The organism is Nocardioides sp. SYSU D00065 (assembly GCF_017916425.1).
Classification (GTDB): Bacteria; Actinomycetota; Actinomycetes; order Propionibacteriales; family Nocardioidaceae; genus Nocardioides.
This window is the reverse complement of sequence record NZ_JAFMSX010000002.1, coordinates 413,197-439,905: the sequence shown is the minus strand read 5'-3', so window position 1 is coordinate 439,905 and position 26,709 is coordinate 413,197. Positions and strand designations below refer to the sequence as shown.

29 protein-coding genes are annotated in these 26,709 nt (G+C 70.5%); 12 read left to right on the top strand and 17 right to left on the bottom strand.

Going from position 1 to position 26,709, the window contains the following annotated elements; genetic code table 11:
- Positions 1–2: 2 nt before the first annotated feature.
- The 8 genes from rpsC to rpsJ are packed head-to-tail and all read right to left on the bottom strand — an operon-like array spanning position 3 to position 4,577.
- A complete protein-coding gene (gene rpsC / locus J3P41_RS10195; protein ID WP_210650188.1) occupies positions 3–836 on the bottom strand; it encodes a 30S ribosomal protein S3 in 834 nt (277 codons plus the stop codon).
- Positions 836–1,270 (bottom strand): 50S ribosomal protein L22, encoded by a 435-nt coding sequence (gene rplV, locus J3P41_RS10190; protein WP_210650187.1) that lies wholly within the window; start codon positions 1,268–1,270, stop codon positions 836–838. The genes rpsC and rplV overlap by 1 nt, the downstream gene beginning before the upstream one ends.
- Positions 1,267–1,548: a 30S ribosomal protein S19 gene (rpsS, locus tag J3P41_RS10185; protein WP_129453377.1), complete on the bottom strand. Its 282-nt coding sequence runs from the start codon at positions 1,546–1,548 to the stop codon at positions 1,267–1,269. Before rpsS ends, rplV begins: the two co-directional genes overlap by 4 nt.
- Positions 1,549–1,553: 5 nt before the next feature.
- Positions 1,554–2,390, bottom strand: coding sequence for a 50S ribosomal protein L2 (gene rplB / locus J3P41_RS10180; protein ID WP_210650186.1), 837 nt, complete (start codon positions 2,388–2,390; stop codon positions 1,554–1,556).
- Between the two features lie 24 nt (positions 2,391–2,414).
- A complete protein-coding gene (gene rplW, locus J3P41_RS10175) occupies positions 2,415–2,720 on the bottom strand; it encodes a 50S ribosomal protein L23 (protein WP_210650185.1) in 306 nt (101 codons plus the stop codon).
- Complete coding sequence (rplD, locus tag J3P41_RS10170) at positions 2,717–3,580, bottom strand: 50S ribosomal protein L4 (RefSeq protein ID WP_210650184.1); 864 nt, start codon at positions 3,578–3,580, stop codon at positions 2,717–2,719. The genes rplW and rplD overlap by 4 nt, the downstream gene beginning before the upstream one ends.
- 2 nt (positions 3,581–3,582) lie before the next feature.
- Entirely contained in the window at positions 3,583–4,260 is a 678-nt protein-coding gene (gene rplC, locus J3P41_RS10165; RefSeq protein WP_210650183.1) for a 50S ribosomal protein L3, read from the bottom strand.
- Between the two features lie 8 nt (positions 4,261–4,268).
- Positions 4,269–4,577, bottom strand: coding sequence for a 30S ribosomal protein S10 (gene rpsJ, locus J3P41_RS10160; RefSeq protein WP_008360994.1), 309 nt, complete (start codon positions 4,575–4,577; stop codon positions 4,269–4,271).
- A 414-nt stretch (positions 4,578–4,991) separates the two neighbouring features.
- On the opposite strand from rpsJ, the gene J3P41_RS10155 reads away from it, so the two are divergent.
- Positions 4,992–5,375 (top strand): hypothetical protein, encoded by a 384-nt coding sequence (locus J3P41_RS10155; protein WP_210650182.1) that lies wholly within the window; start codon positions 4,992–4,994, stop codon positions 5,373–5,375.
- Here J3P41_RS10155 and J3P41_RS10150 read toward each other — a convergent pair.
- The 3 genes from J3P41_RS10150 to J3P41_RS10140 all read right to left on the bottom strand — a co-directional run bounded on the left by J3P41_RS10150 (position 5,328) and on the right by J3P41_RS10140 (position 8,003).
- A complete protein-coding gene (locus J3P41_RS10150) occupies positions 5,328–6,092 on the bottom strand; it encodes a tRNA (guanine(46)-N(7))-methyltransferase TrmB (RefSeq protein WP_307861930.1) in 765 nt (254 codons plus the stop codon). The genes J3P41_RS10155 and J3P41_RS10150 overlap by 48 nt on opposite strands.
- Before the next feature lie 61 nt (positions 6,093–6,153).
- On the bottom strand, positions 6,154–7,548 hold the full coding sequence (locus J3P41_RS10145; RefSeq protein ID WP_210650181.1) for an aspartate aminotransferase family protein: 1,395 nt from the start codon (positions 7,546–7,548) through the stop codon (positions 6,154–6,156).
- Positions 7,545–8,003, bottom strand: a complete 459-nt coding sequence (locus tag J3P41_RS10140; protein WP_210650180.1) for an Lrp/AsnC family transcriptional regulator — start codon at positions 8,001–8,003, stop codon at positions 7,545–7,547. The genes J3P41_RS10145 and J3P41_RS10140 overlap by 4 nt, the downstream gene beginning before the upstream one ends.
- Before the next feature lie 169 nt (positions 8,004–8,172).
- On the opposite strand from J3P41_RS10140, the gene J3P41_RS10135 reads away from it, so the two are divergent.
- Genes J3P41_RS10135 through J3P41_RS10085 form a run of 11 tightly spaced genes read left to right on the top strand, consistent with a single transcriptional unit; the run spans position 8,173 to position 20,147 of the window.
- Positions 8,173–9,618, top strand: coding sequence for a gamma-aminobutyraldehyde dehydrogenase (locus J3P41_RS10135; RefSeq protein ID WP_307861929.1), 1,446 nt, complete (start codon positions 8,173–8,175; stop codon positions 9,616–9,618).
- Between the two features lie 28 nt (positions 9,619–9,646).
- Complete coding sequence (locus J3P41_RS10130) at positions 9,647–10,897, top strand: PotD/PotF family extracellular solute-binding protein (protein WP_210650178.1); 1,251 nt, start codon at positions 9,647–9,649, stop codon at positions 10,895–10,897.
- A 1-nt stretch (position 10,898) separates the two neighbouring features.
- Complete coding sequence (locus J3P41_RS10125; RefSeq protein WP_210650177.1) at positions 10,899–11,999, top strand: ABC transporter ATP-binding protein; 1,101 nt, start codon at positions 10,899–10,901, stop codon at positions 11,997–11,999.
- Positions 11,996–12,904: an ABC transporter permease gene (locus tag J3P41_RS10120; protein ID WP_210650176.1), complete on the top strand. Its 909-nt coding sequence runs from the start codon at positions 11,996–11,998 to the stop codon at positions 12,902–12,904. The genes J3P41_RS10125 and J3P41_RS10120 overlap by 4 nt, the downstream gene beginning before the upstream one ends.
- Before the next feature lie 10 nt (positions 12,905–12,914).
- Positions 12,915–13,790 (top strand): ABC transporter permease, encoded by an 876-nt coding sequence (locus tag J3P41_RS10115; protein WP_210650175.1) that lies wholly within the window; start codon positions 12,915–12,917, stop codon positions 13,788–13,790.
- 13 nt (positions 13,791–13,803) lie between these two features.
- Entirely contained in the window at positions 13,804–15,087 is a 1,284-nt protein-coding gene (locus J3P41_RS10110; RefSeq protein WP_246861928.1) for a saccharopine dehydrogenase family protein, read from the top strand.
- Positions 15,084–16,436, top strand: coding sequence for a 4-aminobutyrate--2-oxoglutarate transaminase (gene gabT, locus J3P41_RS10105; RefSeq protein WP_307861928.1), 1,353 nt, complete (start codon positions 15,084–15,086; stop codon positions 16,434–16,436). Before J3P41_RS10110 ends, gabT begins: the two co-directional genes overlap by 4 nt.
- Positions 16,436–17,890, top strand: coding sequence for an NAD-dependent succinate-semialdehyde dehydrogenase (locus tag J3P41_RS10100; RefSeq protein ID WP_210650173.1), 1,455 nt, complete (start codon positions 16,436–16,438; stop codon positions 17,888–17,890). The genes gabT and J3P41_RS10100 overlap by 1 nt, the downstream gene beginning before the upstream one ends.
- A complete protein-coding gene (locus J3P41_RS10095) occupies positions 17,887–19,248 on the top strand; it encodes an aspartate aminotransferase family protein (RefSeq protein ID WP_210650172.1) in 1,362 nt (453 codons plus the stop codon). The genes J3P41_RS10100 and J3P41_RS10095 overlap by 4 nt, the downstream gene beginning before the upstream one ends.
- A complete protein-coding gene (locus J3P41_RS10090) occupies positions 19,245–19,694 on the top strand; it encodes a helix-turn-helix domain-containing protein (protein WP_210650171.1) in 450 nt (149 codons plus the stop codon). The genes J3P41_RS10095 and J3P41_RS10090 overlap by 4 nt, the downstream gene beginning before the upstream one ends.
- Positions 19,695–19,703: 9 nt before the next feature.
- A complete protein-coding gene (locus J3P41_RS10085; protein ID WP_210650170.1) occupies positions 19,704–20,147 on the top strand; it encodes a VOC family protein in 444 nt (147 codons plus the stop codon).
- 10 nt (positions 20,148–20,157) lie between these two features.
- Here J3P41_RS10085 and J3P41_RS10080 read toward each other — a convergent pair whose 3' ends face one another.
- From J3P41_RS10080 to J3P41_RS10055, 6 genes are all read right to left on the bottom strand, one after another.
- Positions 20,158–20,736 carry a mismatch-specific DNA-glycosylase gene (locus J3P41_RS10080; protein ID WP_210650169.1) on the bottom strand — a complete coding sequence of 193 codons (579 nt, stop codon included), beginning with the start codon at positions 20,734–20,736 and terminating at the stop codon, positions 20,158–20,160.
- Positions 20,737–20,832: 96 nt separating this feature from the next.
- Positions 20,833–22,026: an elongation factor Tu gene (gene tuf / locus J3P41_RS10075; RefSeq protein ID WP_210439908.1), complete on the bottom strand. Its 1,194-nt coding sequence runs from the start codon at positions 22,024–22,026 to the stop codon at positions 20,833–20,835.
- A 90-nt stretch (positions 22,027–22,116) separates the two neighbouring features.
- Positions 22,117–24,180 carry an elongation factor G gene (gene fusA / locus J3P41_RS10070; protein WP_246862072.1) on the bottom strand — a complete coding sequence of 688 codons (2,064 nt, stop codon included), beginning with the start codon at positions 24,178–24,180 and terminating at the stop codon, positions 22,117–22,119.
- Between the two features lie 137 nt (positions 24,181–24,317).
- Positions 24,318–24,788, bottom strand: coding sequence for a 30S ribosomal protein S7 (rpsG, locus tag J3P41_RS10065; protein WP_135838828.1), 471 nt, complete (start codon positions 24,786–24,788; stop codon positions 24,318–24,320).
- Positions 24,788–25,159 (bottom strand): 30S ribosomal protein S12, encoded by a 372-nt coding sequence (gene rpsL / locus J3P41_RS10060; protein WP_056906817.1) that lies wholly within the window; start codon positions 25,157–25,159, stop codon positions 24,788–24,790. Before rpsL ends, rpsG begins: the two co-directional genes overlap by 1 nt.
- A gap of 246 nt (positions 25,160–25,405) precedes the next feature.
- Positions 25,406–26,707 (bottom strand): MFS transporter, encoded by a 1,302-nt coding sequence (locus tag J3P41_RS10055; RefSeq protein ID WP_210650833.1) that lies wholly within the window; start codon positions 26,705–26,707, stop codon positions 25,406–25,408.
- Between the last annotated feature and the right edge of the window lie 2 nt (positions 26,708–26,709).

The window sequence follows — 26,709 nt, the reverse complement described above, 5'->3', positions numbered from 1 at the left end:
GCTCAGCCCTCCTGGGTCTCGGCCGGGGTGGCGGCCAGCGCGGTGTCGCCACCGGCGGGAGCCTCGGTCACGGCCGGCGCGTCGCCGGCACGGCCACCGCGGTCCCCGCGCGAGCCACGGCTCGGACGGTCGCCGCCACGGGTGTTGGGACGTCCGCCGCGACCGGGAGCACCGGCGCGGGCGGCCTGCTGGGCCTGGCGCTCGGCACGGGTGCCGGCGACCTCGCCCTTGTAGATCCAGACCTTCACGCCGATGCGGCCGAAGGTCGTGCGGGCCTCGTAGAAGCCGTAGTCGATGTCGGCGCGGAGCGTGTGCAGGGGCACGCGGCCCTCGCGGTAGAACTCCGTGCGCGACATCTCGGCGCCGTTGAGGCGACCCGAGCACTGGATCCGGATGCCCTTGGCACCCGAGCGCATCGAGGTCTGCATCGCCTTGCGCATGGCGCGACGGAACTGCACACGGCCCGAGAGCTGCTCGGCGACGCCCTGGGCGACCAGCTGCGCGTCGACCTCGGGGTTCTTGACCTCGAGGATGTTGAGCTGCACCTGCTTGCCGGTGAGCTTCTCCAGCTCGCCGCGGATGCGGTCGGCCTCGGCGCCGCGGCGGCCGATGACGATGCCCGGACGCGCGGTGTGGATGTCCACCCGGACGCGGTCGCGGGTGCGCTCGATCTCGACCTTGGCGATGCCGGCCCGCTCCATGCCCTTGGAGAGCAGCTTGCGGATCGCGACGTCCTCACCGACGTAGGACTTGTAGAGCTTGTCGGCGTACCAACGGCTCTTGTGGTCGGTGGAGATGCCCAGGCGGAAGCCGTTCGGGTTGATCTTCTGGCCCATCAGGCACCCCTTCCGTTCTTGGCCTGCTTGGTGGTCAGCGCGTCGGCCGGCTGCACCGCGAGGGTGATGTGGCTCGTGCGCTTGTTGATGCGGGTCGCTCGGCCCTGGGCCCGGGGGCGCCAGCGCTTCATCGTCGGGCCCTCGTCGACCATCGCGACGGAGAGGACGAGGTCGGCCCGGTTGAGCCCCTCGGTGGTCTCCGCGTTGGCGACGGCGCTCTCCAGCACCTTGTAGACGGTCTCGGAGGCAGCCTGCGGCGCGAACTGCAGCAGGGTCAGGGCCTCGTCGACCGGCAGGCCGCGGACCATGTCGACGACACGGCGGGCCTTCATCGGGGTGATCCGCACGAAGCGTGCGCTGGCGAAGGCGCCCGGCTGGTCGCCGAGCAGCGACGCGCGACGCGCGCTGGTGCGACTGCGCTCGGTGGTGCTCATCGACGGCGTCCCTTCCGGTCTTCCTTGACGTGCCCGCGGTAGGTGCGGGTGGGGGCGAACTCCCCGAGCTTGTGGCCGACCATGGAGTCGGTCACGAAGACCGGGACGTGCTTGCGACCGTCGTGCACGGCGATGGTGTGACCGATCATGTCGGGCACGATCATCGACCGGCGCGACCAGGTCTTGATGACGTTGTGGGTGCCCTTCTCGTTCTCGGCATCCACCTTCTTCTGAAGGTGGTCGTCGATGAAGGGGCCCTTCTTCAGGCTGCGAGGCATGTCGGTTACTTCCTACCCTTGCCGGACTTGCGACGACGGATGATCTGGGAGTCGCTGGCCTTGCGCTTGCGCGTGCGGCCCTCGGGCTTGCCCCAGGGGGAGACGGGGTGGCGACCACCGGACGTCTTGCCCTCACCACCACCGTGCGGGTGGTCCACCGGGTTCATGACGACACCGCGGACGGTCGGGCGAACGCCCTTCCAGCGCATGCGGCCGGCCTTGCCCCAGTTGATGTTGGACTGCTCGGCGTTGCCGACCTCGCCGATCGTGGCGCGGCAGCGCACGTCCACGAAACGCATCTCGCCCGAGGGCATGCGCAGCGTGGCGCGGCTGCCCTCGCGGGCGACCAGCTGGGCGGAGTTGCCGGCCGAGCGGGCGATCTTGGCGCCGCCGCCCGGACGCAGCTCCACACAGTGGATCGTCGTGCCGACGGGGATGTTGCGCAGCGGGAGGTTGTTGCCGGGCTTGATGTCGGCGTTGGGGCCGGACTCCACGGCGGTGCCCTGCGTCAGCCCGCGGGGGGCCACGATGTAGCGCTTCTCGCCGTCGGCGTAGTGCAGCAGCGCGATGCGGGCGGTGCGGTTGGGGTCGTACTCGATGTGAGCGACCTTGGCCGGCACGCCGTCCTTGTCGTAGCGACGGAAGTCGATGATGCGGTAGGCGCGCTTGTGACCGCCACCCTTGTGCCGGGTGGTGATGCGGCCCTGGTTGTTGCGGCCACCGTTCTTGGGCAGCGGACGCGTCAGCGACTTCTCGGGCGTGGTCCGGGTGATCTCGACGAAGTCGGCCACCGACGAGCCACGACGGCCCGGGGTGGTCGGCTTGTACTTGCGGATAGCCATATCAGTTCCTAGTCAGGAGCCCGGTCAGGAGACCGGACCTCCGAAGATGTCGATGCGGTGGCCCTCGGCGAGGCTGACGATCGCGCGCTTGGTGTTGGGACGCTTGCCCAGCCCGTAGCGGGTGCGACGCGTCTTGCCCTGGCGGTTGATCGTGTTGACGGAGGTGACCTTGACGTCGAAGACCTTCTCGACCGCGATCTTGATCTCGGTCTTGTTGGCGTCCGGGTGGACGATGAAGGTGTACTTGTTGGCGTCGAGCAGGCCGTAGCTCTTCTCGGACACGACCGGGGCGATCAGGATGTCGCGGTGGTCCTTGTGCAAGGTGCTCACTGGTCGGTCTCCTTCTCCTCGGCACGGGTGAGGCCAGCGGCCTCGGCGTCCTCGACGGACTTGAACCAGAAGTCACCGGCCGCGGCGTCGTAGCCGGCGTCGCCCTCGAGGAGGTACGTGCCGGACTGCTGGCCGAGGACCTCGTAGCCCTTGGGGTTCTTGCCGCTCTTGAGCGGGGCCTTGGCGCCGGCCGGCAGCTCCGTCTCGTCGGCGGCGTCCTCGGCGACGGGCGCCTCGGTGCCGGTCGCGGCAGCCGGGGCGGCGGAGGCGCGGCCGACGAAGACGTCGTAGGCGCCCTTGGTGAAGACCACGTCGTCGGCGGCGAGCACGTCGTAGGTGTTGAGCTGGTCGACGGCGACGATGTGGACCTCGGGCGCGTTGCGCAGCGAGAGCCAGGTGATCGCGTCGGAGCGCTCGAGCACCACGAGGTAGCCCACGCGGTCGGTCAGCGAGGTCAGCGCGGCCAGCGCGGCCTTGGTGGAGGGCTTGTCACCCTGCACGAGGCCTTCGACCACGTGGACGCGACCGTTGCGAGCCCGGTCGGACAGGGCACCGCGCAGGGCGGCGGCCTTCATCTTCTTGGGGGTGCGCTGGTCGTAGCTGCGCGGCTGCGGGCCGTGGACGGTGCCACCGCCGGCGAACTGCGGGGCGCGGGTCGAGCCCTGGCGGGCGCGGCCGGTGCCCTTCTGCTTGTAGGGCTTCTTGCCACCGCCGCGGACCTCGCCGCGGGTCTTGGTGGCGTGGGTGCCCTGACGCGCGGCGGCCTGCTGGGCCACGACGACCTGGTGGATCAGGGGGATGTTGACCTCGACGTCGAAGATCTCGGCGGGGAGGTCGACCTGGACGGTCTGGACAGCCATGCTCAGGCCTCCTTGCCAGAGTAGGAAGAGCTCTTGGCGGCCGAGCGGAGGAGCACGAGTCCGCCCTTGGGGCCGGGAACGGCGCCCTTGAGCAGGATCAGGCCCTTGTCGGCGTCGACGGCGTGGACCGTCAGGTTCTGGGTCGTGACCGTGTCGTTGCCCATCCGGCCCGACATGCGGGTGCCCTTGAACACGCGACCCGGGGTGGCGCAGGCGCCGATCGAGCCCGGCTTGCGGTGGTTGCGGTGGGCACCGTGCGAGGCGGAGACGCCGGAGAAGCCGTGACGCTTCATCGTGCCGGCGAAGCCCTTGCCCTTGCTGGTGGCGGTGACGTCGATCGCCTCGCCGGCGGCGAAGGTGTCGACGCCGAGCTCCTGGCCCACGGTGTAGGTGGCGGCGTCGGCCGTGCGGATCTCCGCGAGGTGGCGGCGCGGGGTGACCCCGGCCTTGGCGAAGTGACCGGCCTCGGGCGAGTTGACCTTGCGCGCCTCGATCTCGCCGAAGCCCACCTGGATGGCGTTGTAGCCGTCGACCTGGGGCTGGCGGACCTGGGTCACGACGTTGGTCGCGGCCGCGATCACGGTGACGGGGACGACCTTGTTGTTCTCGTCCCAGAGCTGGGTCATGCCGAGCTTGGTGCCCAGCAGGCCCTTGGCATTGCGTTCGAAAGTGTTGGACATGTCGCGCCTCAGAGCTTGATCTCGATGTCGACACCGGCGGGCAGGTCGAGACGCATCAGCGAGTCGACGGTCTTCGGCGTCGGGTCGATGATGTCGATCAGGCGCTTGTGGGTGCGCATCTCGAAGTGCTCGCGGGAGTCCTTGTACTTGTGGGGCGAGCGGATCACGCAGTACACGTTCTTCTCGGTCGGCAGCGGCACAGGGCCGGCGACCTTGGCACCCGTGCGGGTGACGGTGTCCACGATCTTCCGCGCCGAGGTGTCGATCACCTCGTGGTCATAGGCCTTGAGCCTGATGCGGATCTTCTGTCCCGCCATAGGTCTCTCTCGTCCTCTTCGATCTCGTACGCCTGGTCTGTCCCGGCGCTCAGCCCCCGGTGGGCGAGCGCCGCCTGTCTCTCTGCCACCCCGCCGACCCCCGCGGTCGGGCGTGTCGCGCTTCTTGCTCGTGACACGCCTCCGTGCGGAGGCGGTGATGCTCTAGGTGGCACCCGACAGCTGTCGGATCTGGTCGGGTCTCCGATCAAGGTTCTGATCCGGTGCGGCGCACGCAGACGACTGCTTCGATCGAGGAGACGCGATTCAGAAGTCAAGGTGTGTGCCGCGCCCCGGCGACCCGCCGGAGCAACCGGGTTATCTTGACAGACTCCGCACGCCCGCGCCAAATCGCAGCGACCGTGCTGCGACGACGTACGTCTTGTGCCCTGGAGGCACCCCACCTACCGTCGAACGATGGGCGGTCCGGTCGCGGTCGTGCTGCTGACGCTGATGGTGGGCGTCGCGGCCGCCCTGGTGTGGCACGAGCAGCTCGCCCGCGCCCGGCGGCGGCTGCGCGAGCGCCGCTCTCTCCCGCCGGCGGCGCCCGGCGGCCCCGCGATCGAGGACGTCGCCCGCTCCCTGCGGCGGCTGCGCGCGGAGGTCCTCGCCCCCGCGCCCGGCACGACGATGGCGCGGCGGCGCGGCACCCGGGCGGCGTACGAGGACCTGCTCGTGCAGGCGGCGGGCTGCCTCGGGGTGCCCGACACCCTGAGCGATGTCCCGGAGGGCACCGACCGCGAGGCGGAGCGGCTACGCCTCGAGCACCTGCTGCGCGAGGCCGGCCTCGCCCTGGACTGAGCGGCGGTAGAGGAAGTCGTGGATCTCGCGGTCCACGTCGAGGCCCTTGCGCTCGAAGCGGGTCACCGGACGCTCGTCCCAGCGCTCGACGCGGCCACCCTCCAGCGTGGGCTCGGCGTCGAGGACCTCGGCCATCTGCACCGCGTAGTCGGGCCAGTCCGTGGCCAGCCGCCAGGCGCCCCCGGGCACGAGCCGCGACGAGGCCAGCGCGGCGTTGGCGGGATTGACCAGGCGCCGCTTGCGGTGCTTGGTCTTGCGCCACGGGTCGGGGAAGAACGTCCAGAGCTCGCTCACGCTGGCCGGGGCGAGCAGGTGCTCGAGGGACCAGACCGCGTCGACGGAGCAGAAGCGCACGTTGGTGGCGCCGGCCTCGGCCACGCGCCACAGGGAGTCGGCGATGCCAGGGCGCCACACCTCGAGTGCCAGGACGTCGTGGTCGGGCCGGGCGGCGGCCAGCACCGCCGTCGCCTCGCCGATGCCGGAGCCGATCTCCACGATCAGCGGGGCCTCGCGCCCGAACCACTCGGTCAGCGAGAAGTCGGGGCGATCGACGGCCTCCTCGGGGATCACCCAGTCGGCGTGGTGCGCCGCCCACGCCTCGGCCTGTCGCGGCGTGAACCGGTTGCCGCGCCGGGAGTAGGTGAGGACCTCGCGCATGCGACGCCCGTCCTCGGTCAGCTTGAGGTGCGGGCGGGCGGGGCGTACGACGTCGTTCACGGGCCCATCCTCGCGCCCCAGCGCGTCGTGCGCACATCAGCGCCGGCCCGCGGCGCGGTCCTCAGAGGTGCGCGAGCGCCCCGGTGAGCACCGAGCGCAGGCGCTGCTCGATGTCGTCGAACTCGGGCTGACCGATGACGAGCGGCGGCGCGAGCTGGATGACCGGGTCGCCGCGGTCGTCGGCACGGCAGTAGAGACCGGCCTCCCACAGCGCGCCCGAGAGGTAGCCGCGCAGCAGCCGCTCGGACTCGGCGTCGTCGAACGTCTCCTTGGTGTCGCGGTCCTTGACCAGCTCGATGCCGTAGAAGTAGCCGTGACCGCGCACGTCCCCGACGATCGGGATGTCGAGCAGCTTCTCCAAGGTGGCCCGGAACGCCGGGGCGTTGTGCTGCACGTGGTCGTTGATCCCCTCGCGCTCGAAGATGTCGAGGTTGGCCATCGCGACCGCCGAGGAGACCGGGTGACCGCCGAAGGTGTAGCCGTGCGCGTAGGCGGTGGCGCCGGACCGGAACGGCTCGAAGAGGCGGTCGCTGGCGATCATCGCGCCGATCGGCGAGTAGCCCGAGGTCATGCCCTTGGCGCAGGTGATGATGTCGGGCTGGTAGCCGAACTCGGTGGCGCCGAACATCTCCCCCAGCCGCCCGAACGCGCAGATCACCTCGTCGGAGACGAGGAGGACGTCGTACTGGTCGCAGATCTCGCGGACCCGCTCGAAGTAGCCGGGAGGCGGCGGGAAGCAGCCGCCGGCGTTCTGCACCGGCTCGAGGAACACCGCAGCCACGGTGTCGGGGCCCTCGAACTCGATCGCCTCGGCGATCCGGTCCGCGGCCCAGCGACCGAAGGCCTTCTCGTCGTCACCGACGAACTCGGGGCGGCGGTAGAAGTTGGTGTTGGGCACCTTGTGGGCGCCGGGGACCAGCGGCTCGAACATCTCCTTCAGCGGCGGGATGCCGGTGATGGACAACGCCCCCTGCGGCGTGCCGTGGTAGGCCACCGCGCGGGAGATGACCTTGTGCTTGTTGGGCTTGCCGGTGAGCTTGAAGTACTGCTTGGCCAGCTTCCACGCCGACTCCACGGCCTCGCCGCCACCGGTGGTGAAGAAGACGCGGTTGAGGTCGCCGGGCGCCATGGCGGCGATCCGGTCGGCGAGCTCGACGGCACGGGGGTGCGCGAAGGACCACAGCGGGAAGAAGGCCAGCTCCCGCGCCTGGCGCGCGGCCGCCTCCGCGAGCTCCTCGCGCCCGTGGCCGACCTGGACGACGAACAGGCCGGCCAGCCCGTCGATGTACTCCCGGCCGTGGCTGTCCCAGATCCGGTGCCCCTCGCCCCGCACGATCAGCGGCATCTCGCCGCCGTTCTCGTAGGTCGAGTGCCGGGTGAAGTGCAACCAGAGGTGGTCGCGACCCGCGGCCTGGTAGTCGAAGGACTCGCCCTCGCGAGATTGGTCGAAGCTCATCGCGTTCCCCAGTTGTAGTGCTGCTTGTTGAGCTTGAGGTAGACGAAGGTCTCCGAGGAGACCACGCCCTCGAGCTCGCGGACCTGACGGATGACGTCGAGCAGGTGCGGGTCGTCCTCGCACACCACTTCCACGAGGAGGTCGAAGCTGCCGGCCGTCGTGACGACGTAGTCGACCTCGGGCACCTCCGCGAGCCGGTCCCCCACCTTCATGGGGTCGCCCTCGGTGCGCACGCCGATCATCGCCTGCCGGGTGAACCCGACCTGGGTCGGGTCGGTGACGGCGACGACCTGCATGACGTCGGAGTCGAGCAGCTTCTGGACCCGCGCGCGGGCGGCGGCCTCCGACAGGCCCACCGCCTTGGCGATCGCGGCATAGGAGATCCGCCCGTCCTCCTGGAGGAGCTCGATGATCCGCTTGGCGGTCGCATCGAGGCGCACGGGTCCGTCGCTCATGCGCCCATGGTGCTGTGCCTGACCGGCCTTCCGCAAGCCGGGCGACGCGGAATCCGTGTTTCAGGGGTGTGAATTCTGCGCTTCCCGCACTTTCTTTGCCTCGGGCTATGGCGATCGACCGGTGTCCCGTCCTACTCTCCCCTTCACCGCACCCGACCGGGAGGATCTCGTGACCAGCCCACGCACGCTGCGCAACTTCATCGGTGGCAGCCACGTCGACGGCAGCTCCGGCTCGACCAGCGACGTGGTCGACCCGACCACCGGCCAGGTCGTGGCCTCCGCGCCGGTCAGCGGCGCGGAAGAGGTGGACGCCGCCTACGAGGCGGCGGAGGCCGCCTTCGGCGAGTGGGGTCGTACGACGCCCAGCGAGCGGCAGCAGGCGCTGCTGCTGCTCGCCGACGCCGTCGAGGCGCACGCCGAGGAGCTGATCGCCCTCGAGTCGCAGAACACCGGCAAGATCAAGGCGCTCACCGCGAGCGAGGAGATCCCGCCGATGGTCGACCAGCTGCGGTTCTTCGCCGGCGCGGCGCGGGTCCTGGAGGGCAGGGCCGCCGGCGAGTACCTGGCCGGGCACACGTCCTGGATCCGGCGCGAGCCGATCGGCGTGGTCGGCCAGGTCACCCCGTGGAACTACCCGCTGCTGATGGCCGTGTGGAAGATCGGTCCCGCGCTCGCCGCCGGCAACACGGTCGTGCTGAAGCCGAGCGAGACGACGCCGGAGAGCACGCTGCGCCTGGCCGAGCTCGCCTCGCAGTTCCTGCCGCCGGGCACCCTCAACGTGGTCACCGGCGACCGCGAGACCGGTCGCCTGCTCGTGGAGCACCCGACCCCGGCCATGGTGGCGATCACCGGGTCCGTGCGCGCCGGCGCCGAGGTCGCCGCCAGCGCGGCCCCGGCGATCAAGCGGGTCCACCTCGAGCTCGGCGGCAAGGCACCCGTCGTGGTCTTCGACGACGCCGACATCGAGGCGGCCGTCGAGGGCATCGCCGTGGCGGGCTACTTCAACGCCGGGCAGGACTGCACCGCCGCCACCCGGGTGCTGGCCGCTCCCGGGATCCACGACGACTTCGTCGCGGCGCTGGCCGACTACGCCAGGTCCTCGGCACCGGTCGGCCTGCCCGACGACCAGGACGCCCTCCTCGGCCCGGTCAACAACGCCCGGCAGCTGGCCCACGTCAGCGGCTTCATCGAGGACCTGCCCGCACACGCCACCGTGGCGGCCGGTGGCAACCGGCGTACGGACCTCGGGGACGGCTTCTTCCTCGAGCCCACGGTCCTCTCCGGGCTGCGCCAAGAGGACGCCGCCATCCAGAACGAGATCTTCGGTCCGGTCATCACCGTGCAGCGCTTCACCGACGAGGAGGAGGCCGTCCGCTGGGCCAACGGGGTCGACTACGGCCTCGCGTCGTCGGTGTGGACGAGGGACTTCGGCCGGGCGATGCGGATGTCGCGGGCGCTGGACTTCGGGTGCGTGTGGATCAACACCCACATCCCGCTCGTGGCCGAGATGCCCCACGGCGGCTACAAGAAGTCCGGCTACGGCAAGGACCTGTCGATGTACGGCTTCGAGGACTACACCCGCATCAAGCACGTCATGGCCAACATCGAGAGCTGAGCTCGCGCTGAGCGGAGGACCTGGACAGATGACACCGATCCCGCGCCGGGCACGGCGCCCGATGTCGCAGCCGGCGGCTGCCGTGGCCGCGGCGGCGTCCGGGGGGCTCAGCCGTCGCGCGCTCCTGGGCACGGGCGTGGCCGCCGGCGCCGGGCTCGCGCTGACCGGCTGCGCACCGCCTCCGCCGCCGTCGGGTGGCGCCGCGGCGCTGGAGCTGCCCGAGGACGTCTCCAGCACGGAGAAGATCCTCAAGTGGGCCAACTGGACGGCCTACCTCGACATGAACGGCAAGGAGACCAGGTCGCCGACGCTCACGGCGTTCGAGCAGCAGACGGGCATCGAGGTCAGCTACAGCGAGGACATCGACGACAACGACTCCTACTACGCCAAGATCGGCCCCCAGCTGCGCGCGGGGCAGAGCATCGACCGCGACATCATCACCCTGACGGACTGGATGGCGGCGCGGGTCATCCGCGACCAGCTGTGCCAGCCGCTCGAGCTGATCCAGATGCCCAACGTGGTGGGCAACCTGCTCCAGCCGCTCAAGGACGTCTCCTTCGACCCCGGCCGCAACCACTCGATCACCTGGCAGAGCGGCTTCGCGGGGATCGGCTACAACCGGGACGAGGTCGGCCGCGAGCTGAGGTCGCTCGACGACCTGTGGACGGAGGACCTGAAGGGCCGCATCGTCGTCCTCTCCGAGTTCCGCGACACCGCCGGGCTGGTGATGCAGTCGCAGGGCGTCGACATCAGCAGCGGCTGGGGCCGGGCGGAGTTCGAGAGCGCGCTGGACTTCATCGAGCAGAAGATCGAGGAGGGCTACATCCGCAAGGTGAAGGGCAACTCCTACATGGAGGACCTCACCAGCGGCAACGCCGTCGCCGGCATCACCTGGAGCGGCGACATCTTCGTCCTGGCCTTCGACACCGGGAACCCGAGCTGGACCTTCACCATCCCCGAGTCCGGGGGCACGCTCTGGTCGGACAACCTGATGGTCCCCATCACCTCCACGCACCGCAGCAACGCGCAGCGGCTCATGGACTACTACTACGACCCCGCGGTCGCCGCGCAGGTGGCGGCCTGGGTCAACTACGTCTGTCCCGTCGACGGCGCCCAGGCCGAGATGGAGAAGATCGACCCGGAGCTGGCCGAGAGCCAGTGGATCTTCCCCACGGCGGAGTTCATCGCGGACAGCAACATCCAGCAATTCCGCGTGCTCGACGCCGACGAGGACATCGAGTTCGCCGACCTGTGGTCCACCAAGGTGATGGGGAACTGACATGGCCGGATTCCGCGAGGCCCGCGGCGACCTGCAGCTCGAGAGCGTGACCAAGTCCTTCGGCGACTTCACCGCGGTCGACGCGATCGACCTGTCCGTCCCCCGGGGCTCGTTCTTCGCCCTGCTGGGTCCCTCGGGGTGCGGGAAGACCACGACGCTGCGGATGGTCGCCGGGCTGGAGCAGCCCACGTCCGGGCGGGTGCTCATCGGCGACACCGACCTCACCGGCTCGCGCCCCTACGAGCGGCCCGTCAACACCGTCTTCCAGTCCTACGCGCTCTTCCCGCACCTCACGATCCGCGACAACGTCGCCTTCGGTCCCAAGCGGCGCAAGGACAAGGACGCCGCCGCCCGCGCGGCCGAGGCGCTCGAGCTGGTGCAGATGAGCCAGTTCGCCGGGCGCCGGCCCGCGCAGCTCTCCGGCGGCCAGCAGCAGCGGGTCGCGCTGGCGCGCGCCCTGGTCAACCACCCCGAGGTGCTGCTGCTCGACGAGCCGCTCGGCGCGCTCGACCTGAAGCTGCGCCGCGAGATGCAGGTCGAGCTCAAGCGCATCCAGACCGAGGTCGGCCTCACCTTCATCCACGTGACCCACGACCAGGAGGAGGCCATGACGATGGCCGACACCGTCGCGGTGATGAACCGGGGACGCATCGAGCAGCTGGGCGCTCCCGCCGAGCTCTACGACCTGCCCCGCACGCGCTTCGTCGCCGAGTTCCTCGGCCAGGCCAACACCGGCGTCGGCACGATCGAGGGCAGCGACGGCGAGCACCTGCTCGCCGACGTCTTCGGCACCAAGGTGAAGATCCTCAGGTCCCGCTCGCAAGTGCACGAGGGGACGCTGCTGTTCGGCGTACGACCGGAGAAGGTCACCGTCTCGCGCAAGCAGCCCGAGGGGGTCGGCAACGACGTCAAGGGCGTGGTGCGCGACGTGTCGTTCCTGGGCGTGGCCACCAGCTACCTCGTCGACATGCCGAGCGGGGCCACCTGGAGCTGCTACGAGCAGAACCTCGACGTCGAGCCGATCGACCTGCGTCCGGGCGACGAGGTCTGGCTGACCTGGAACCCCGGGCACGCGTTCGGCGTGCCGGTGGACGCGGCGTGAGCGCGCTCGCCCACGCGGCGGCCCCGGCCGGCGCACCCGCCCCCGCGGCTCAGGAGACCGCGAAGCGCAGCTGGACGGCGTACCTCCTGCTGCTGCCGGGCGCGCTGTGGCTGGGCGTCTTCTTCGTGCTGCCGCTCGTGCAGCTGGCCTCGGTGAGCCTGCAGAGCCGCTACCCCGGCTTCCCGGGCTACTACTACCGCGACCTCAACGTGGAGAACTACCTCCGCGCGCTCACCGACTACGCGCCGCACTTCGCGCGGTCCTTCCTCTACGCCGGCCTCGCCACCCTGCTCGCGTTCGTGGTCGCCTACCCGCTCGCCTACGCGATGGCGTTCAAGGCCGGGCGGTGGCGCAACCTGATGATGATCTGCGTCGTCGCGCCGTTCTTCACCTCCTTCATCCTGCGCACCTTCGCGTGGTCGCAGATCCTCGCCGACGAGGGGTGGGTGGCCGGCACCCTCGAGGCGCTGCACCTGCTGCCGGGCGGGCACATCATCAACACCCCGGTCGCCGTGGTGGCCGGGCTGACCTACAACTTCCTGCCGTTCATGGTGCTGCCGATCTACGCCTCCCTGGAGCGCGCCGACCCGCGGGTCATCGAGGCCGGCGGCGACCTGTACGCCAACGGGTTCACCACGTTCCGCACGGTGACGCTGCCGATGTCGATGCCCGGCGTGCTCGCGGGCACGCTGCTCACCTTCATCCCCGCGGCGGGCGACTTCGTCAACATGGAGCTGCTCGGTCCGCAGCGGGGCAAGATGGTCGGCAACGTCATCAACGACCAGTTCCTCGCCATTCCCGGCGGCTACCCGGTGGCCGCGGCGCTGTCCTTCACGCTGATGGCGGCGATCCTCGCGATGGTCTTCCTCTACGTACGCCGCTTCGGCACCGAGGAGCTGGTGTGAGGTGGCAACGATGACGCCGTCCACCCGCCCGGCCGCCGGCCCGTCCTCGCCGGCGTACCGGCCCTCGGCAGCGAAGCGGGCGCAGCTGTGGCTGGGCCGCCACTTCGCGATGCTCGCAGCGGTCCTGGTGCTGCTCTACCTGTTCCTCCCGGTGGCCTACACCTTCGCGTTCTCGTTCAACGACCACGGCAAGACCAACATCGTGTGGCAGGGCTTCACCCTCGAGCACTGGCGAGACCCCTGCGGGGTCCCGGGCGCGTGCGAGTCGCTGGTGACCTCGCTGCAGGTGGGCGCGATCTCCACGGTCGTGGCCACCGTGCTGGGCACGCTGATGGCGCTCGCCATGGTGCGCTACCGCTTCCGCGGACGGGCGGCCAGCAACGTGCTGATCTTCGTGCCGATGGCCACTCCCGAGATCGTGATGGGCGCGGCGCTGCTGACGATCTTCGTGCAGGGCTTCGCCGACGTCGGCATCCACCTCGGCTTCGCCACCATCGTGTTCGCCCACATCATGTTCTGCCTGAGCTTCGTGGTGGTCACCGTGAAGGCGCGGATCCAGTCCCTCGACCCGCGCATCGAGGAGGCCGCGCAGGACCTGTACGCCGGCCCGGTGCAGACGTTCTGGAAGATCACCTTCCCGCTGATCCTGCCCGGCGTCCTCGGCGCCGCGATGCTCGCCTTCTCGCTGTCCTTCGACGACTTCATCATCACCAACTTCGTCTCCGGCAACGAGTCCACGTTCCCCAAGTTCGTCTACGTCGCCTCGCGCCGGGGCATCCCCGCCGAGGCCAACGTCATCGGCTTCTCGATGTTCGTGCTCGCCGTCCTGCTCGTGATCGGCGCCCAGGTCGTGGGCTCCGTGCGGGCGTCCCGGTCGCGCGACTGATCCAAGGAGTGACATGCCAGACCCGATGCGCGTGCTGATGATCGGGGCGGGAGGCGTCGGTGACGCAGCCGCCCGGATCGCGGTGGAGCGCGACTTCTTCGAGGCGTGGGTCGTCGCCGACCACGACCGCGGGCGCGCCGAGCGCACCGTCGCCGCGGCGCGCGAGCGGCGTACGGGCGAGCAGCGGTTCAGCGTCGCGCAGGTGGACGCCGCCGACGCCGCGGCGGTGACCGCGCTCGCCCGGGAGGTGCGTGCCACCCACGTCCTCAACGCCGTGGACCCGCGATTCGTGATGCCGATCTTCGCCGGCGCCCTCGCCGCCGACGCCGACTACCTCGACATGGCGATGAGCCTGTCGGTGCGCCATCCCGAGGCGCCCTACGAGAAGGTCGGCGTCAAGCTGGGCGACGAGCAGTTCGCCCGCGCGTCGGAGTGGGAGGCCGCCGGGCGGCTGGCGCTGGTCGGCATGGGCGTCGAGCCGGGGCTCTCCGACGTGTTCGCGCGCTTCGCCGCGGACGAGCTGTTCGACCACATCGAGGAGCTCGGCACCCGCGACGGCGCGAACCTGGTGATCCGCGACGACGACGGCAACGAGGTGTTCGCGCCGGGATTCTCAATGTGGACGATCATCGAGGAGTGCCTCAACCCGCCCGTGGTGTGGGAGCGCGAGAGGGGCGGCGGCGACCTGGAGTCGGGGTTCTTCACGCTGCCGCCCTTCTCCGAGCCCGAGGTGTTCGACTTCCCCGAGGGCATCGGCCCGGTGGAGTGCGTCCACGTCGAGCACGAGGAGGTGCTCCTCATGCCGCGCTGGGTCGAGGCCGACCGGGTCACCTTCAAGTACGGCCTGGGCGAGGAGATGATCGGCATGCTGCAGACGCTGCACAAGCTGGGGCTCGACTCGACCGAGCCGGTGAGCGTGAAGGGGGTGGAGGTCTCCCCCCGCGACGTGGTCGCGGCCTGCCTGCCCGACCCCGCCACGATCGGCCCGCGGATGGAGGGCAAGACGTGCGCCGGGGTGCTCGTCACCGGCACGGGCAAGGACGGCGCCCCGCGCTCGACGTACCTGTACCACGTGGTCGACAACGCCGACTCGATGCGCGACTACGGCGCCCAGTGCGTGGTGTGGCAGACGGCGATCAACCCGGTGGTCGCCCTGGAGCTGCTGGCGCGGGGCACCTGGTCCGGCACCGGCGTGCTGGGTCCGGAGGCGCTGCCCGCCCGGCCGTTCCTCGACCTGCTCGCCGCACCCCGGCCGGAGGGGTACGGCTCCCCGTGGGGGATGGAGGAGCGGTCGTGACCCTCTCCCAGGAACGCATCCTCGCCACGCCCATCCCCGGACCCCGCTCGCAGGCGCTGCAGGCCCGCAAGGCCGCCGCGGTCTCGGCGGGGGTCGGCACCACGCTGCCGGTCTACGTCGAGCAGGCGGCAGGCGGCATCCTGCGCGACGTCGACGGCAACCAGCTCATCGACTTCGGCTCCGGGATCGCCGTCACCACGGTCGGCAACGCCGCGCCACGCGTCGTGGACGCCGTGCAGCGGCAGGTCGCCGACTTCACCCACACCTGCTTCATGGTGACCCCCTACGAGGAGTACGTCGCGGTCTGCGAGAAGCTCGCCGAGCTGACCCCGGGGGCGCACGAGAAGCGCTCGGCGCTGTTCAACTCCGGCGCCGAGGCGGTGGAGAACGCCGTGAAGGTCGCGCGCCACCACACCGGACGCGACGCGATCGTGGTGTTCGACCACGCCTACCACGGCCGGACCAACCTGACGATGGCGCTGACGGCGAAGACGATGCCGTACAAGCACCGCTTCGGCCCCTTCGCCGGTGAGGTCTACCGCTCCCCCATGGCCTATCCCTACCGGTGGCCCGGCGGGCCCGAGGCATGCGCCGAGGAGGCGTTCGACGCGTTCGTCGCCACCGTCCACGCCCAGGTCGGCGAGGACAACTGCGCGGCCGTGCTCGTCGAGCCGATCCAGGGCGAGGGCGGCTTCATCGTCCCGCCGCCCGGGTGGCTGCCGCGGGTGGCCGACTGGTGCCGCGAGCAGGGCATCCTCTTCATCGCCGACGAGATCCAGACCGGCTTCGCCCGCACGGGCGACTGGTTCGCCTGCGACCACGAGGGCGTGGTCCCGGACCTCGTCACCACCGCCAAGGGCATGGCCGGCGGCCTCCCGCTCGCGGCGGTGACCGGCCGGGCGGAGGTCATGGACTCCGTCCACGTCGGGGGCCTCGGCGGCACGTACGGCGGCAACCCCGTCGCCTGCGCCGCTGCGCTGGCCGCCATCGAGACCATGGAGGCCGGCGACCTGCCCGGGCGCGCGCGAGAGATCGAGGCGGTCTTCCTCCCCCGGCTGCACGCGCTCGCCGAGCGGCACCCCGACCGGGTGGGCGAGGTCCGTGGCCGAGGCGCCATGCTCGCTGTCGAGCTGGTCAGCGACGGCCCGGGCCGCACGCCCGACGCCGCCCTCGCCGGTGCCGTGCACCGGGCGTGCTCGGCCCAGGGCCTGGTGACCCTGACGTGCGGGACCCTCGGCAACGTGTTCCGCTTCCTGCCGCCCCTCTCGATCGGCGACGACCTGCTCCTGGAGGGGCTCGACGTCTTCGAGGGGGCCTTCGACGCGGCGGTCAGTGGCAAGGTGGAGTGATGACCGTGGAGACCGTGATCGAGAACGTCCCGACCCAGCTCCTCGTGGGTGGCGCGTGGGTCGACGCCGCCGGCGGCGCGAGCTTCGAGGTGCGCAACCCCGCCGACGACTCCGTGCTCGCCCGTGTCGCCGACGCGACGCCGGAGGACGGCGAGCGCGCCCTGGCGGCCGCGGCGCAGGCGCAGCGGGAGTGGCGCGCCACCGAGCCGCGCGTGCGCGGGGAGATCCTGCGCACCGCGTTCGAGCTGCTCACCGAGCGCGCCGACGACTTCGCCCGGCTGATGACACTGGAGATGGGCAAGACGCTCGCCGAGGCGAAGGGCGAGGTGACCTACGGCGCGGAGTTCTTCCGCTGGTTCTCCGAGGAGGCCGTACGCGTGCACGGTCGCTACTCGCAGGCCCCGACGGGCAGCACCCGCCTGATCACCATGAAGGCCCCGGTCGGGCCCACGCTGATGATCACGCCGTGGAACTTCCCCCTGGCCATGGGCACCCGCAAGATCGGACCCGCCGTGGCGGCCGGCTGCACGATGGTGGTCAAGCCGGCCTCGGAGACGCCGCTGACCATGCTGGCCCTCGCCGCGCTGCTGGAGGAGGCGGGCCTGCCGCCGGGCGTGCTCAACGTCGTCACCACCACCGACTCCGGCGGGGTGTGCGAGCCGATCATCCGTGACCCGCGGCTGCGCAAGCTCACCTTCACCGGCTCGACGGCGGTCGGCAAGGTGCTCGTCGGGCAGGCCTCCGAGCAGCTGCTGCGGGTGTCCATGGAGCTCGGCGGCAACGCTCCGTTCCTCGTCTTCGCCGACGCCGACCTCGACGCGGCCGTCGACGGCGCGATGCTGGCGAAGATGCGCAACATCGGCGAGGCGTGCACCTCGGCCAACCGCTTCCTCGTCCACGAGTCGGTGGCCGCGGAGTTCTCCTCGCGTCTCGCCGAGCGGATGGGCGCTCTCGAGGTCGGCGACGGCACCCGTGACGGCGTGGACGTCGGACCGCTCATCACCGCCAAGGCCCGCGACGGTGTCCACGAGCTCGTCGCCGAGGCGGTCTCGGTCGGCGCCCGGGCGCTGGTCGGCGGGACCGTCCCCGACGGTCCCGGCCACTTCTACCCGCCGACGGTCCTGGTCGACGTACCTCCCTCCGCCCGGGTGCTGCGCGAGGAGATCTTCGGCCCCGTGGCCCCGGTCGCGACGTTCCGCGACGAGGAGGAGGCCCTCGCCCGCGCCAACGACACCGAGTACGGCCTGGTGGCCTACGTCTTCACCCGCGACCACGCGCGCGTGCTGCGGGTCAGCGAGGCGCTCGAGTTCGGCATGGTCGGGATCAACACCGGCATCGTCTCCAACCCCGCCGCCCCGTTCGGAGGCGTGAAGCACTCCGGGTTCGGCCGCGAGGGCGGCTTCGAGGGCATCGAGGAGTACCTCGAGACCAAGTACGTCGGCAGCGCCCTGTGACGCGCGTCGACCGGCAGCGCCTGGCGGCGCTGCACGCCGAGGAGGAGCAGCGGTTCGTCGAGCTGCACCCGACCTCGGCACGGCTGGCGCGCGAGGCCGGCGAGCACCTGCTGGCAGGGGTGCCGATGCCCTGGATGACCCGGTGGCCGGGGTCCTTCCCGCTGTTCGTCGAGTCGGCCTCGGGCGGCAGGTTCACCGACGTCGACGGGGTGGACTACGTGGACCTCTGCCTCGGCGACACCGGCTCGATGACCGGCCACTGCCTGCCCGCGGTCGCCGACGCCGTACGCCGCAGCACCGAGCGCGGCATCACCACCATGCTCCCCTCGCAGGACGCCGCGTGGGTGGGCGCCGAGCTCAGCCGCCGCTTCGGCCTGCCGCGCTGGCAGCTGGCGATGACCGCCACCGACGCCAACCGCTTCGTGCTGCGCTTCGCCCGCCACCTCACCGGCCGCCCCCGCATCGCGGTCATGGACTGGTGCTACCACGGCACCGTCGACGAGACCCTCGCCGTGCTCGAGCACGGCCGCGCGGGCGACCGGGTGGTGCCGCGGCCCGGCGCCCTCGGTCCGCAGGTCGACGTCGCGCAGACCACGGCGGTGGTGCCGTTCAACGATCTCGACGGCCTCGACCGACGGCTCGCGGAGGGCGACGTGGCGTGCCTGCTCATGGAGCCCGCGCTGACGAACATCGGCATCGTGCTGCCCGACGAGGGCTACCTCGCCGGGGTCCGCGAGATCACCCGCCGCCACGGCGTGCTGCTGGTCAACGACGAGACGCACACCATCTGCGCCGGGCCGGGCGGTGCCACCGCGGCGTGGGACCTCGAGCCCGACTTCGTCGTGGTCGGCAAGCCGATCGGCGGTGGCGTCCCGGTGGCCGCCTACGGCATGTCGAGCGAGGTGGCGTCCCGCCTCGAGGGGCCGATGCTCGGCCACGACATCGACGTCGCGGGCGTCGGCGGCACGCTCTCCGGGTCGGCACTCGCCACCGCGGCGGTGCGCGCCACGTTGTCCACGGCGCTGCGCCAGGAGGACTTCGACGTGGCCATTCCTCTGGCCGAGAGCTTCACCACCGGGATCCGGGAGGTCATCGACGACCACGACCTGCCCTGGCACGTGCAGCGGCTGGGATGCCGTGCGGAGTACTGGTTCTGCCCGCCCCCGCGGGCAGGGGCCGAGGCCGCGACCGCGGTCGACGAGGAGCTCGACGCGTTCTTCCACCTGTGGACGGTCAACCGCGGCGTGCTGCTCGCGCCGTTCCACAACATGTCGCTGTTCTCTCCCTTCCACACCCAGGCGGACGTCGACGCGCACACCTCCGTCTTCCGCGGCGCGGTCGAGGCGCTGCTCGGATGACGGTGCAGCGCCGGGTGCCCGGCGACGTCCTGGTGCACCTGCGCCGGGCGCGCGACCACCTCGACCGCCACTTCGCCGAGCCGTTCGACCTCGACCACCTCGCCGGCCTGGCCGGGATGAGCCGCTACCACTTCCTGCGGTCCTTCGCGACGACGTACCGCACCACTCCGGCCGCCTACCTCGCCCGGCGCCGGGTCGAGCGCGCGCAGGACCTGCTGCGGGCCGCCAACCTCACCGTCACCGAGGTGTGCCACGCGGTGGGCTACAGCAGCCTCGGGTCCTTCAGCTCGAGGTTCCGCGAGATCGTCGGCGAGAGCCCGAGCGAGTTCCAGCGGAGGTACGCCGTCGCCGGCAACCCCCGGATCCCGGGCTGCTACGTGTTCATGGCAGGACTGGTCGAGCGCACCGCAACGCAGGAGAAGCGGGTCGACGCCTCGCCTGCCTAGGCTCGACCCATGATCACCAACATCTCCCTCGTGTCCCTGTGGGTGAAGGACATCGACGAGTCCCTCGCCTTCTACACCGACGTCCTCGGCTTCGAGACCGGCGACGACCTGCAGCTCGGCCCCGACTTCCGCTGGTGCACGATCTACCACCCGAAGCAGCCCGAGATCCACGTCCACCTCACCACCCCGAGCGGCCCGCTCCCCGACTACCTCGTCGACGCGATGCGGCGCGCGCAGGACGAGGGCGGCCTTCCCGGCATCGGCATGAACGTCGACGACTGCCGGGCGACCTACGAGGAGCTGCGGGCCAGGGGCGTGGAGTTCCTGCAGGCGCCCGAGGAACGCCCGTACGGCGTCGAGGCGCTGATGCGCGACAACTCGGGCAACTGGGTGGTGCTGGTCGAGAAGCGCGACTACACCCCCGAAGACTTCGAGGGAGTGGACATGGGCTGAGCGGCGCTGCTCAGGACGCGATGACGCCTGCGGCTCGGGCCGCGGCGGCGTACGCCGCGGCGAGGGTGTCGGTGGTCTCGTGGGCGTTGAGGCCCGACGGGTTCGGCACGACGAACACCCGCGAGGCGCCCCACGGCGCCGGCTGCTCCCCCACCTTCGCGCGACGGTCGCCGAAGGCCGTGCGGTAGGCGGTCACCCCCGCGACCGCCACGACGCGCGGGCGCCGCTCGACCACGAGCGCCCGGAGCCGCTCCCCGCCGCGGCGCAGCTCCTCGGCGGTGAGCTCGTCGGCGCGGGCGGTGGCCCGCGACGCCAGGTTGGTGATGCCGATCCCGCGTCGCCGCACCGCGTCGCGGTCCGCCTCGCTCATGCCGGCCGCCTGGTCGACCGGGGCGTCGAGGATCCCGGCGCGGAGGAGAGCCGGGTAGAAGCGGTTGCCCGGGTGCGCGAAGTGCGTCTGGGTGGCGGCGGTCCACAGCCCGGGATTGATCCCGACGAACAGCAGCAGGAGCGCCTCGTCCGGGGCCGGCAGCAGGTCGGGCACCTCGACGTCGCGGAACGACTCGAGCTCGGCCCTGGTGAATCCCATGGCCACCATCCTGCCGTGGCGACGCACGCACGAGGCCCCGCCTCCCTGACGGGAGACGGGGCCTCGGTGGTGAAGCAGTGCGCCGAAGCGCTCAGATCACTTGGTGATCTTGGTGACGCGGCCGGCGCCGACGGTGCGGCCACCCTCACGGATGGCGAAGCGCAGGCCCTCGTCCATCGCGATGGGCTGGATGAGCTCGACCGACATCTCGGTGTTGTCACCCGGCATGACCATCTCGGTGCCCTCGGGCAGGGTCACGACACCGGTCACGTCCGTGGTCCGGAAGTAGAACTGCGGACGGTAGTTGTTGAAGAACGGCGTGTGACGGCCACCCTCGTCCTTCGACAGGATGTAGACCGAGGCGTCGAAGTTGGTGTGCGGGGTGGTGGTGCCGGGCTTGATCACGACCATGCCGCGCTCGACGTCCTCGCGCTTGGTGCCGCGGAGCAGCAGACCGACGTTCTCACCGGCCTGGCCCTCGTCGAGGAGCTTGCGGAACATCTCGACACCGGTGACCGTCGACTTCTGCGAGCCCTCGCGGATGCCGATGATCTCGACCTCCTCGTTGACCTTGACGATGCCGCGCTCGATGCGACCGGTGATGACGGTGCCGCGACCGGTGATCGTGAAGACGTCCTCGACGGGCATGAGGAACGGCTTGTCGGTGTCACGCTCGGGGGTCGGGATGTAGTCGTCCACGGCCTGCATGAGCTCGGCCACCGACTCGCCCCACTTGGCGTCGCCGTTGAGGGCCGGGAAGGCCGCAACGCGCACGACGGGGATGTCGTCGCCGGGGAACTCGTACTCGGAGAGGAGCTCGCGCACCTCCATCTCGACGAGCTCGATGAGCTCCTCGTCGTCGACCATGTCGCACTTGTTGAGCGCGACCACCAGGGCGGGAACGCCGACCTGGCGGGCGAGGAGCACGTGCTCGCGGGTCTGCGGCATGGGGCCGTCGGTGGCGGCGACCACGAGGATCGCGCCGTCCATCTGAGCCGCACCGGTGATCATGTTCTTGATGTAGTCCGCGTGACCCGGGCAGTCGACGTGCGCGTAGTGGCGCGACTCGGTCTGGTACTCGACGTGCGCGATGGAGATCGTGATGCCGCGCTGGCGCTCCTCGGGAGCCTTGTCGATCTGGTCGAACGCCGAAGCCTCGTTGAGGTCCGGGTGCTTGTCGTGCAGCACCTTGGTGATCGCCGCGGTCAGCGTCGTCTTGCCGTGGTCGATGTGACCGATGGTGCCGATGTTGACGTGCGGCTTGGTCCGCTCGAACTTCGCCTTAGCCACTGGGGCTCCTCCTGATTGTTGTTCTACTGCTTGGGTGAGTTGTGGGACTCGTGGGTGGGGTGGTGCTGGTGCCGAGGACCCGGGGCGCGCTTACTCGCCGCGGACCTTCTTCACGATCTCGTCGGCGATGTTCGTCGGAACCTCGGCGTACGAGTGGAACTCCATCGAGTACGACGCCTGACCAGAGGTCTTCGACCTCAGGTCGCCAACGTACCCGAACATCTCTGACAGCGGCACGAGGGCGCTGACGACCAGGTCGCCGTGACGCTCCTCCTGTGCCTGGATCTGGCCACGGCGGGAGTTGATGTCACCGATGACCGTGCCGAGGAAGCTCTCCGGCGTGGTCACCTCGACGGCGAACATCGGCTCGAGCAGGACGGCCTGGGCCTTCTGCGCGGCCTCCTTGAAGGCCTGGATGCCGGCGATCTTGAACGCCAGCTCGGAGGAGTCGACATCGTGGTAGGCGCCGTCCTCGAGGGTGACCTTGACGTCCACCATCGGGAAGCCGGCCTTGACACCGAACTGCAGCGCCTCCTGCGCACCCTGGTCGACCGAGGGGATGTACTCCTTGGGCACGCGACCACCGGTGACGGCGTTGACGAACTCGTAGCCCGCGCCGGTGCCGGTCTCGGGGTCGACGTTCGGCTCGATCGTCATGACGACCTTCGCGAACTGGCCGGAGCCACCGGTCTGCTTCTTGTGGGTGTACGAGTGGTTCTCCACCTTGCGGCGGATGGTCTCGCGGTAGGCGACCTGCGGCTTGCCGACGGTGGCCTCGACCTTGAACTCGCGCTTCATGCGGTCGACGAAGACCTCGAGGTGGAGCTCGCCCATGCCGGCGATGATGGTCTGGCCGGTCTCCTCGTCGGTCTTGACGGTGAAGGTCGGGTCCTCCTCGGTGAGCCGCTGGATCGCGGTGCCGAGCTTCTCCTGGTCACCCTTGGTCTTGGGCTCGATCGCGACCTCGATCACCGGGGCCGGGAACGTCATCGACTCGAGGACGACCTGGTTCTGCGGGTCGGACAGGGTGTGACCGGTCTTGGTGTCCTTGAGGCCCATGACCGCCACGATCTGGCCGGCGCCGACCGACGCGATCTCCTCACGCTTGTTGGCGTGCATCTGGTAGACCTTGCCGATCCGCTCCTTGCGGCCGTTGACCGAGTTGACCACGGTCGAGCCGGCCTCGAGCTTGCCGGAGTAGACGCGGACGTAGATCAGCTTGCCGAGGTGCGGGTCCGAGGCGATCTTGAACGCCAGGCCCGAGAACGGCTCCTCGTCGCTCGGGCGGCGCAGGATCTCGGTCTCCTCGTCGTTGGGCTTGTGGCCGACGATGGCGTCCACGTCCAGCGGCGAGGGGAGGTAGTCGACGACCGCGTCGAGCAGGGGCTGCACGCCCTTGTTCTTGAAGGCGGTGCCGGTGAGGATCGGGTTGAGCTTGTCGGCGAGGGTCGCACGACGGATGGCGGCCTTCAGAGTGGGGACGTCGAACACGTCGCCGTCCTCGAGGTAGGTCTCCATGATCTCGTCGTCGGCCTCGGCGAGGGTCTCGACGAGCTTCTCGCGGTACTCGGCGGCCTTGTCGGCGAGGTCGGCCGGGATCTCCTCGACGACGTAGTCCTCACCCATCTGGGTCTCGCCGCGCCACACCTTGGCGTGCATCTCGACGAGGTCGACGACGCCGATGAAGTCGGACTCGGCACCGATCGGCAGCTGCAGCACCAGCGGGGTGGCGTGCAGGCGCTCGACGATGGAGTCGACGACCTTGTAGAAGTCGGCGCCGGTGCGGTCGAGCTTGTTGACGAAGCACATGCGCGGGACGGCGTACTTGTTGGCCTGGCGCCACACCGTCTGGGACTGCGGCTCCACGCCGGCGACACCGTCGAAGACGGCGACGGCGCCGTCGAGGACGCGCAGCGAGCGCTCGACCTCGACCGTGAAGTCGACGTGACCGGGCGTGTCGATGATGTTGATCTGGTGGTTCTTCCACCAGCAGGTCGTCGCGGCGGACGTGATGGTGATGCCGCGCTCCTGCTCCTGCTCCATCCAGTCCATCGTGGCGCCGCCCTCGTGGACCTCACCGATCTTGTAGGTGATGCCGGTGTAGAACAGGATGCGCTCGGTGGTGGTGGTCTTGCCGGCGTCGATGTGCGCCATGATGCCGATGTTGCGGACCTTGTTGAGGTCGGTGGTGATGTCGACAGCCACGTCTGTGTCTCAGTCCCTCGAAGTAGTGGGGTTGTGGGGGTGGGAGGCCCGACGCCGCGCGGAGCGGAGCGCCGGGCCTCCCGTCCTCACCAGCGGTAGTGGGCGAAGGCCTTGTTGGACTCGGCCATCTTGTGGGTGTCCTCGCGCTTCTTCACAGCGGCGCCGAGGCCGTTGCTGGCGTCGAGGATCTCGTTCATGAGGCGCTCGGCCATCGTCTTCTCGCGACGGTCGGCGGCGTAGCCCACGAGCCAGCGCAGCGCCAGCGTGGTGGAGCGGTTGGCCTTGACCTCGACGGGGACCTGGTAGGTCGCACCGCCGACGCGGCGGGACTTGACCTCGATGGCCGGCTTGACGTTGTCCATCGCGCGCTTGAGCGTGACGACCGGGTCGGTGCCGGTCTTCTCGCGGCAGCCCTCGAGTGCGGTGTAGACGATGCGCTGCGCCACGGCCTTCTTGCCGTCCTGCAGCACCTTGCTCACGAGCTGGGTGACCAGCTGCGAGCCGTAGACCGGGTCGACGACGAGAGGACGCTTGGGAGCGGGACCCTTGCGAGGCATTACTTCTCCTTCTTCGCGCCGTAGCGGCTGCGGGCCTGCTTGCGGTTCTTGACACCCTGGGTGTCGAGCGAGCCGCGGATGATCTTGTAGCGGACACCGGGAAGGTCCTTCACACGGCCGCCGCGCACGAGCACGATCGAGTGCTCCTGCAGGTTGTGACCGACACCCGGGATGTAGGCGGTGACCTCGACGCCGCTGCTCAGGCGCACGCGGGCGACCTTGCGGAGGGCGGAGTTCGGCTTCTTCGGGGTGGTCGTGTAGACGCGGGTGCAGACGCCACGGCGCTGCGGGGATCCCTTCAGGGCAGGCGTCTTGTTCTTGGACACCTTGTCCTGGCGGCCCTTGCGGACCAGCTGGTTGATGGTGGGCACCGGGTGGTTCCCTCTCTCTGTTCTCTCGTCACGGCCCGGCGCGGTGCCGGACTCGGGTGTCGTGCGTTGCTGCGGTGTGCCTGTTGCGAGTGCGTGGTGCAGGTACGTGGTGCCTGGTGCCGTGCGGATGCGTGGTGCGCCGCGGCCTCGAGAGCCGCGCGCTCGGCAGGTGCGCCGTTGGAGCATGCGCAGGAGCCTGGACGTGCCAGACACAGGGATTGAGGCTACTCGGGCCCTACTGCAGGGTCAAAACGCCGCAGACGCCGCCTCGACGGGCGCTGGGTCCACTCTAGCCGCCCGCTCCTGACGCGACCGCTCGAGGCGCAGGTAGACGAGTGCCGAGACGGCCACGCCGGCGATCGTGAGCGCGCCGCCGCCGAGCAGCGTCCAGCGCGCGCCGTACTCGTGGCCGATCCACCCGATGATGGGCGCGCCGACAGGGGTGCCGCCCATGAAGATCATCAGGTAGAGCGCCATCACGCGACCGCGGACACCGGCGTCGGTGTGCAGCTGCATGTAGGTGTTGGCGCTGGTGATGAAGGTCAGCGCGGTGAGCCCGGTGACCGGCGCCAGCAACGCGAACGTGACGTAGGACGGCATCAGGCCGGCCAGCACGACGGTGACGCCGAAGGCGAGGGCCGAGCCGACGACGAGCCGGTGCCGGACGCCGCCGCGGCGCGCCGCCAGGAGCGAGCCGGTGAGCGAGCCGATCGCCAGGACGGTGCCGAGCAGGCCGAACTCCTCGGGCCCCTTGCCGAACACCTCGGTCGCCATCAGCGCGGAGGTGATCTGGAAGTTGAGGCCGAACGTGCCGGCGAAGAACACCATGCTCAGGACCAGCAGCAGGTCGGGGCGGGCCCGGACGTAGGCGACCCCCTCCTTGATCGCGCCCGGGCCGCGGTCGGCGGGCGCGGCGGCGTCGATGCGGCTGGCGTCGAGGTGGCGCAGCGACCAGATCGGGGCGGCGTACGACACCGCGTTGAGCAGGATGACCCAGCCGGTCGCGACCGCTCCCCCGCCGAAGGCGGCGATCAGCACGCCGGCCAGGCCGGGCCCGACGAGGCGCGCGGCGTTGAAGCTGGCGGAGTTGAGGCCGACGGCGTTGGTCAGGTCGCCGGGGTCGACGAGCTCGGAGACGAACGACTGGCGTGCCGGGGCGTCGAACGCCGACGCCGCACCGAGCAGGAACGCCAGGACGTAGACGTGCCAGACCTCGGCCGAGCCGGTGACGGCGAGCACGCCGAGGACGGCGGCCGGCACCGCCATGCCGACGTTGGTGAGCTGCAGCAGGCGCTGCTTCGGCATGCGGTCGGCGACGAGCCCGGCGAGCGGGGTGAGCAGGAGGAACGGCAGGAACTGCAGGCCGGTCGTGATGCCGAGCGCGGTGGCGCCGGAGCCGGCGGCGAGCTCGAGCACCAGCCAGTCCTGGGCCACGCGCTGCATCCAGGTGCCGGTGTTGGACACGACACCACCGGCGGCGTAGCGGCGGTAGTTCGGGTTGGAGAGGGAGCGGAAGGTCGGGCTCGTGGGAACTCCTCGGTCGTACAGGT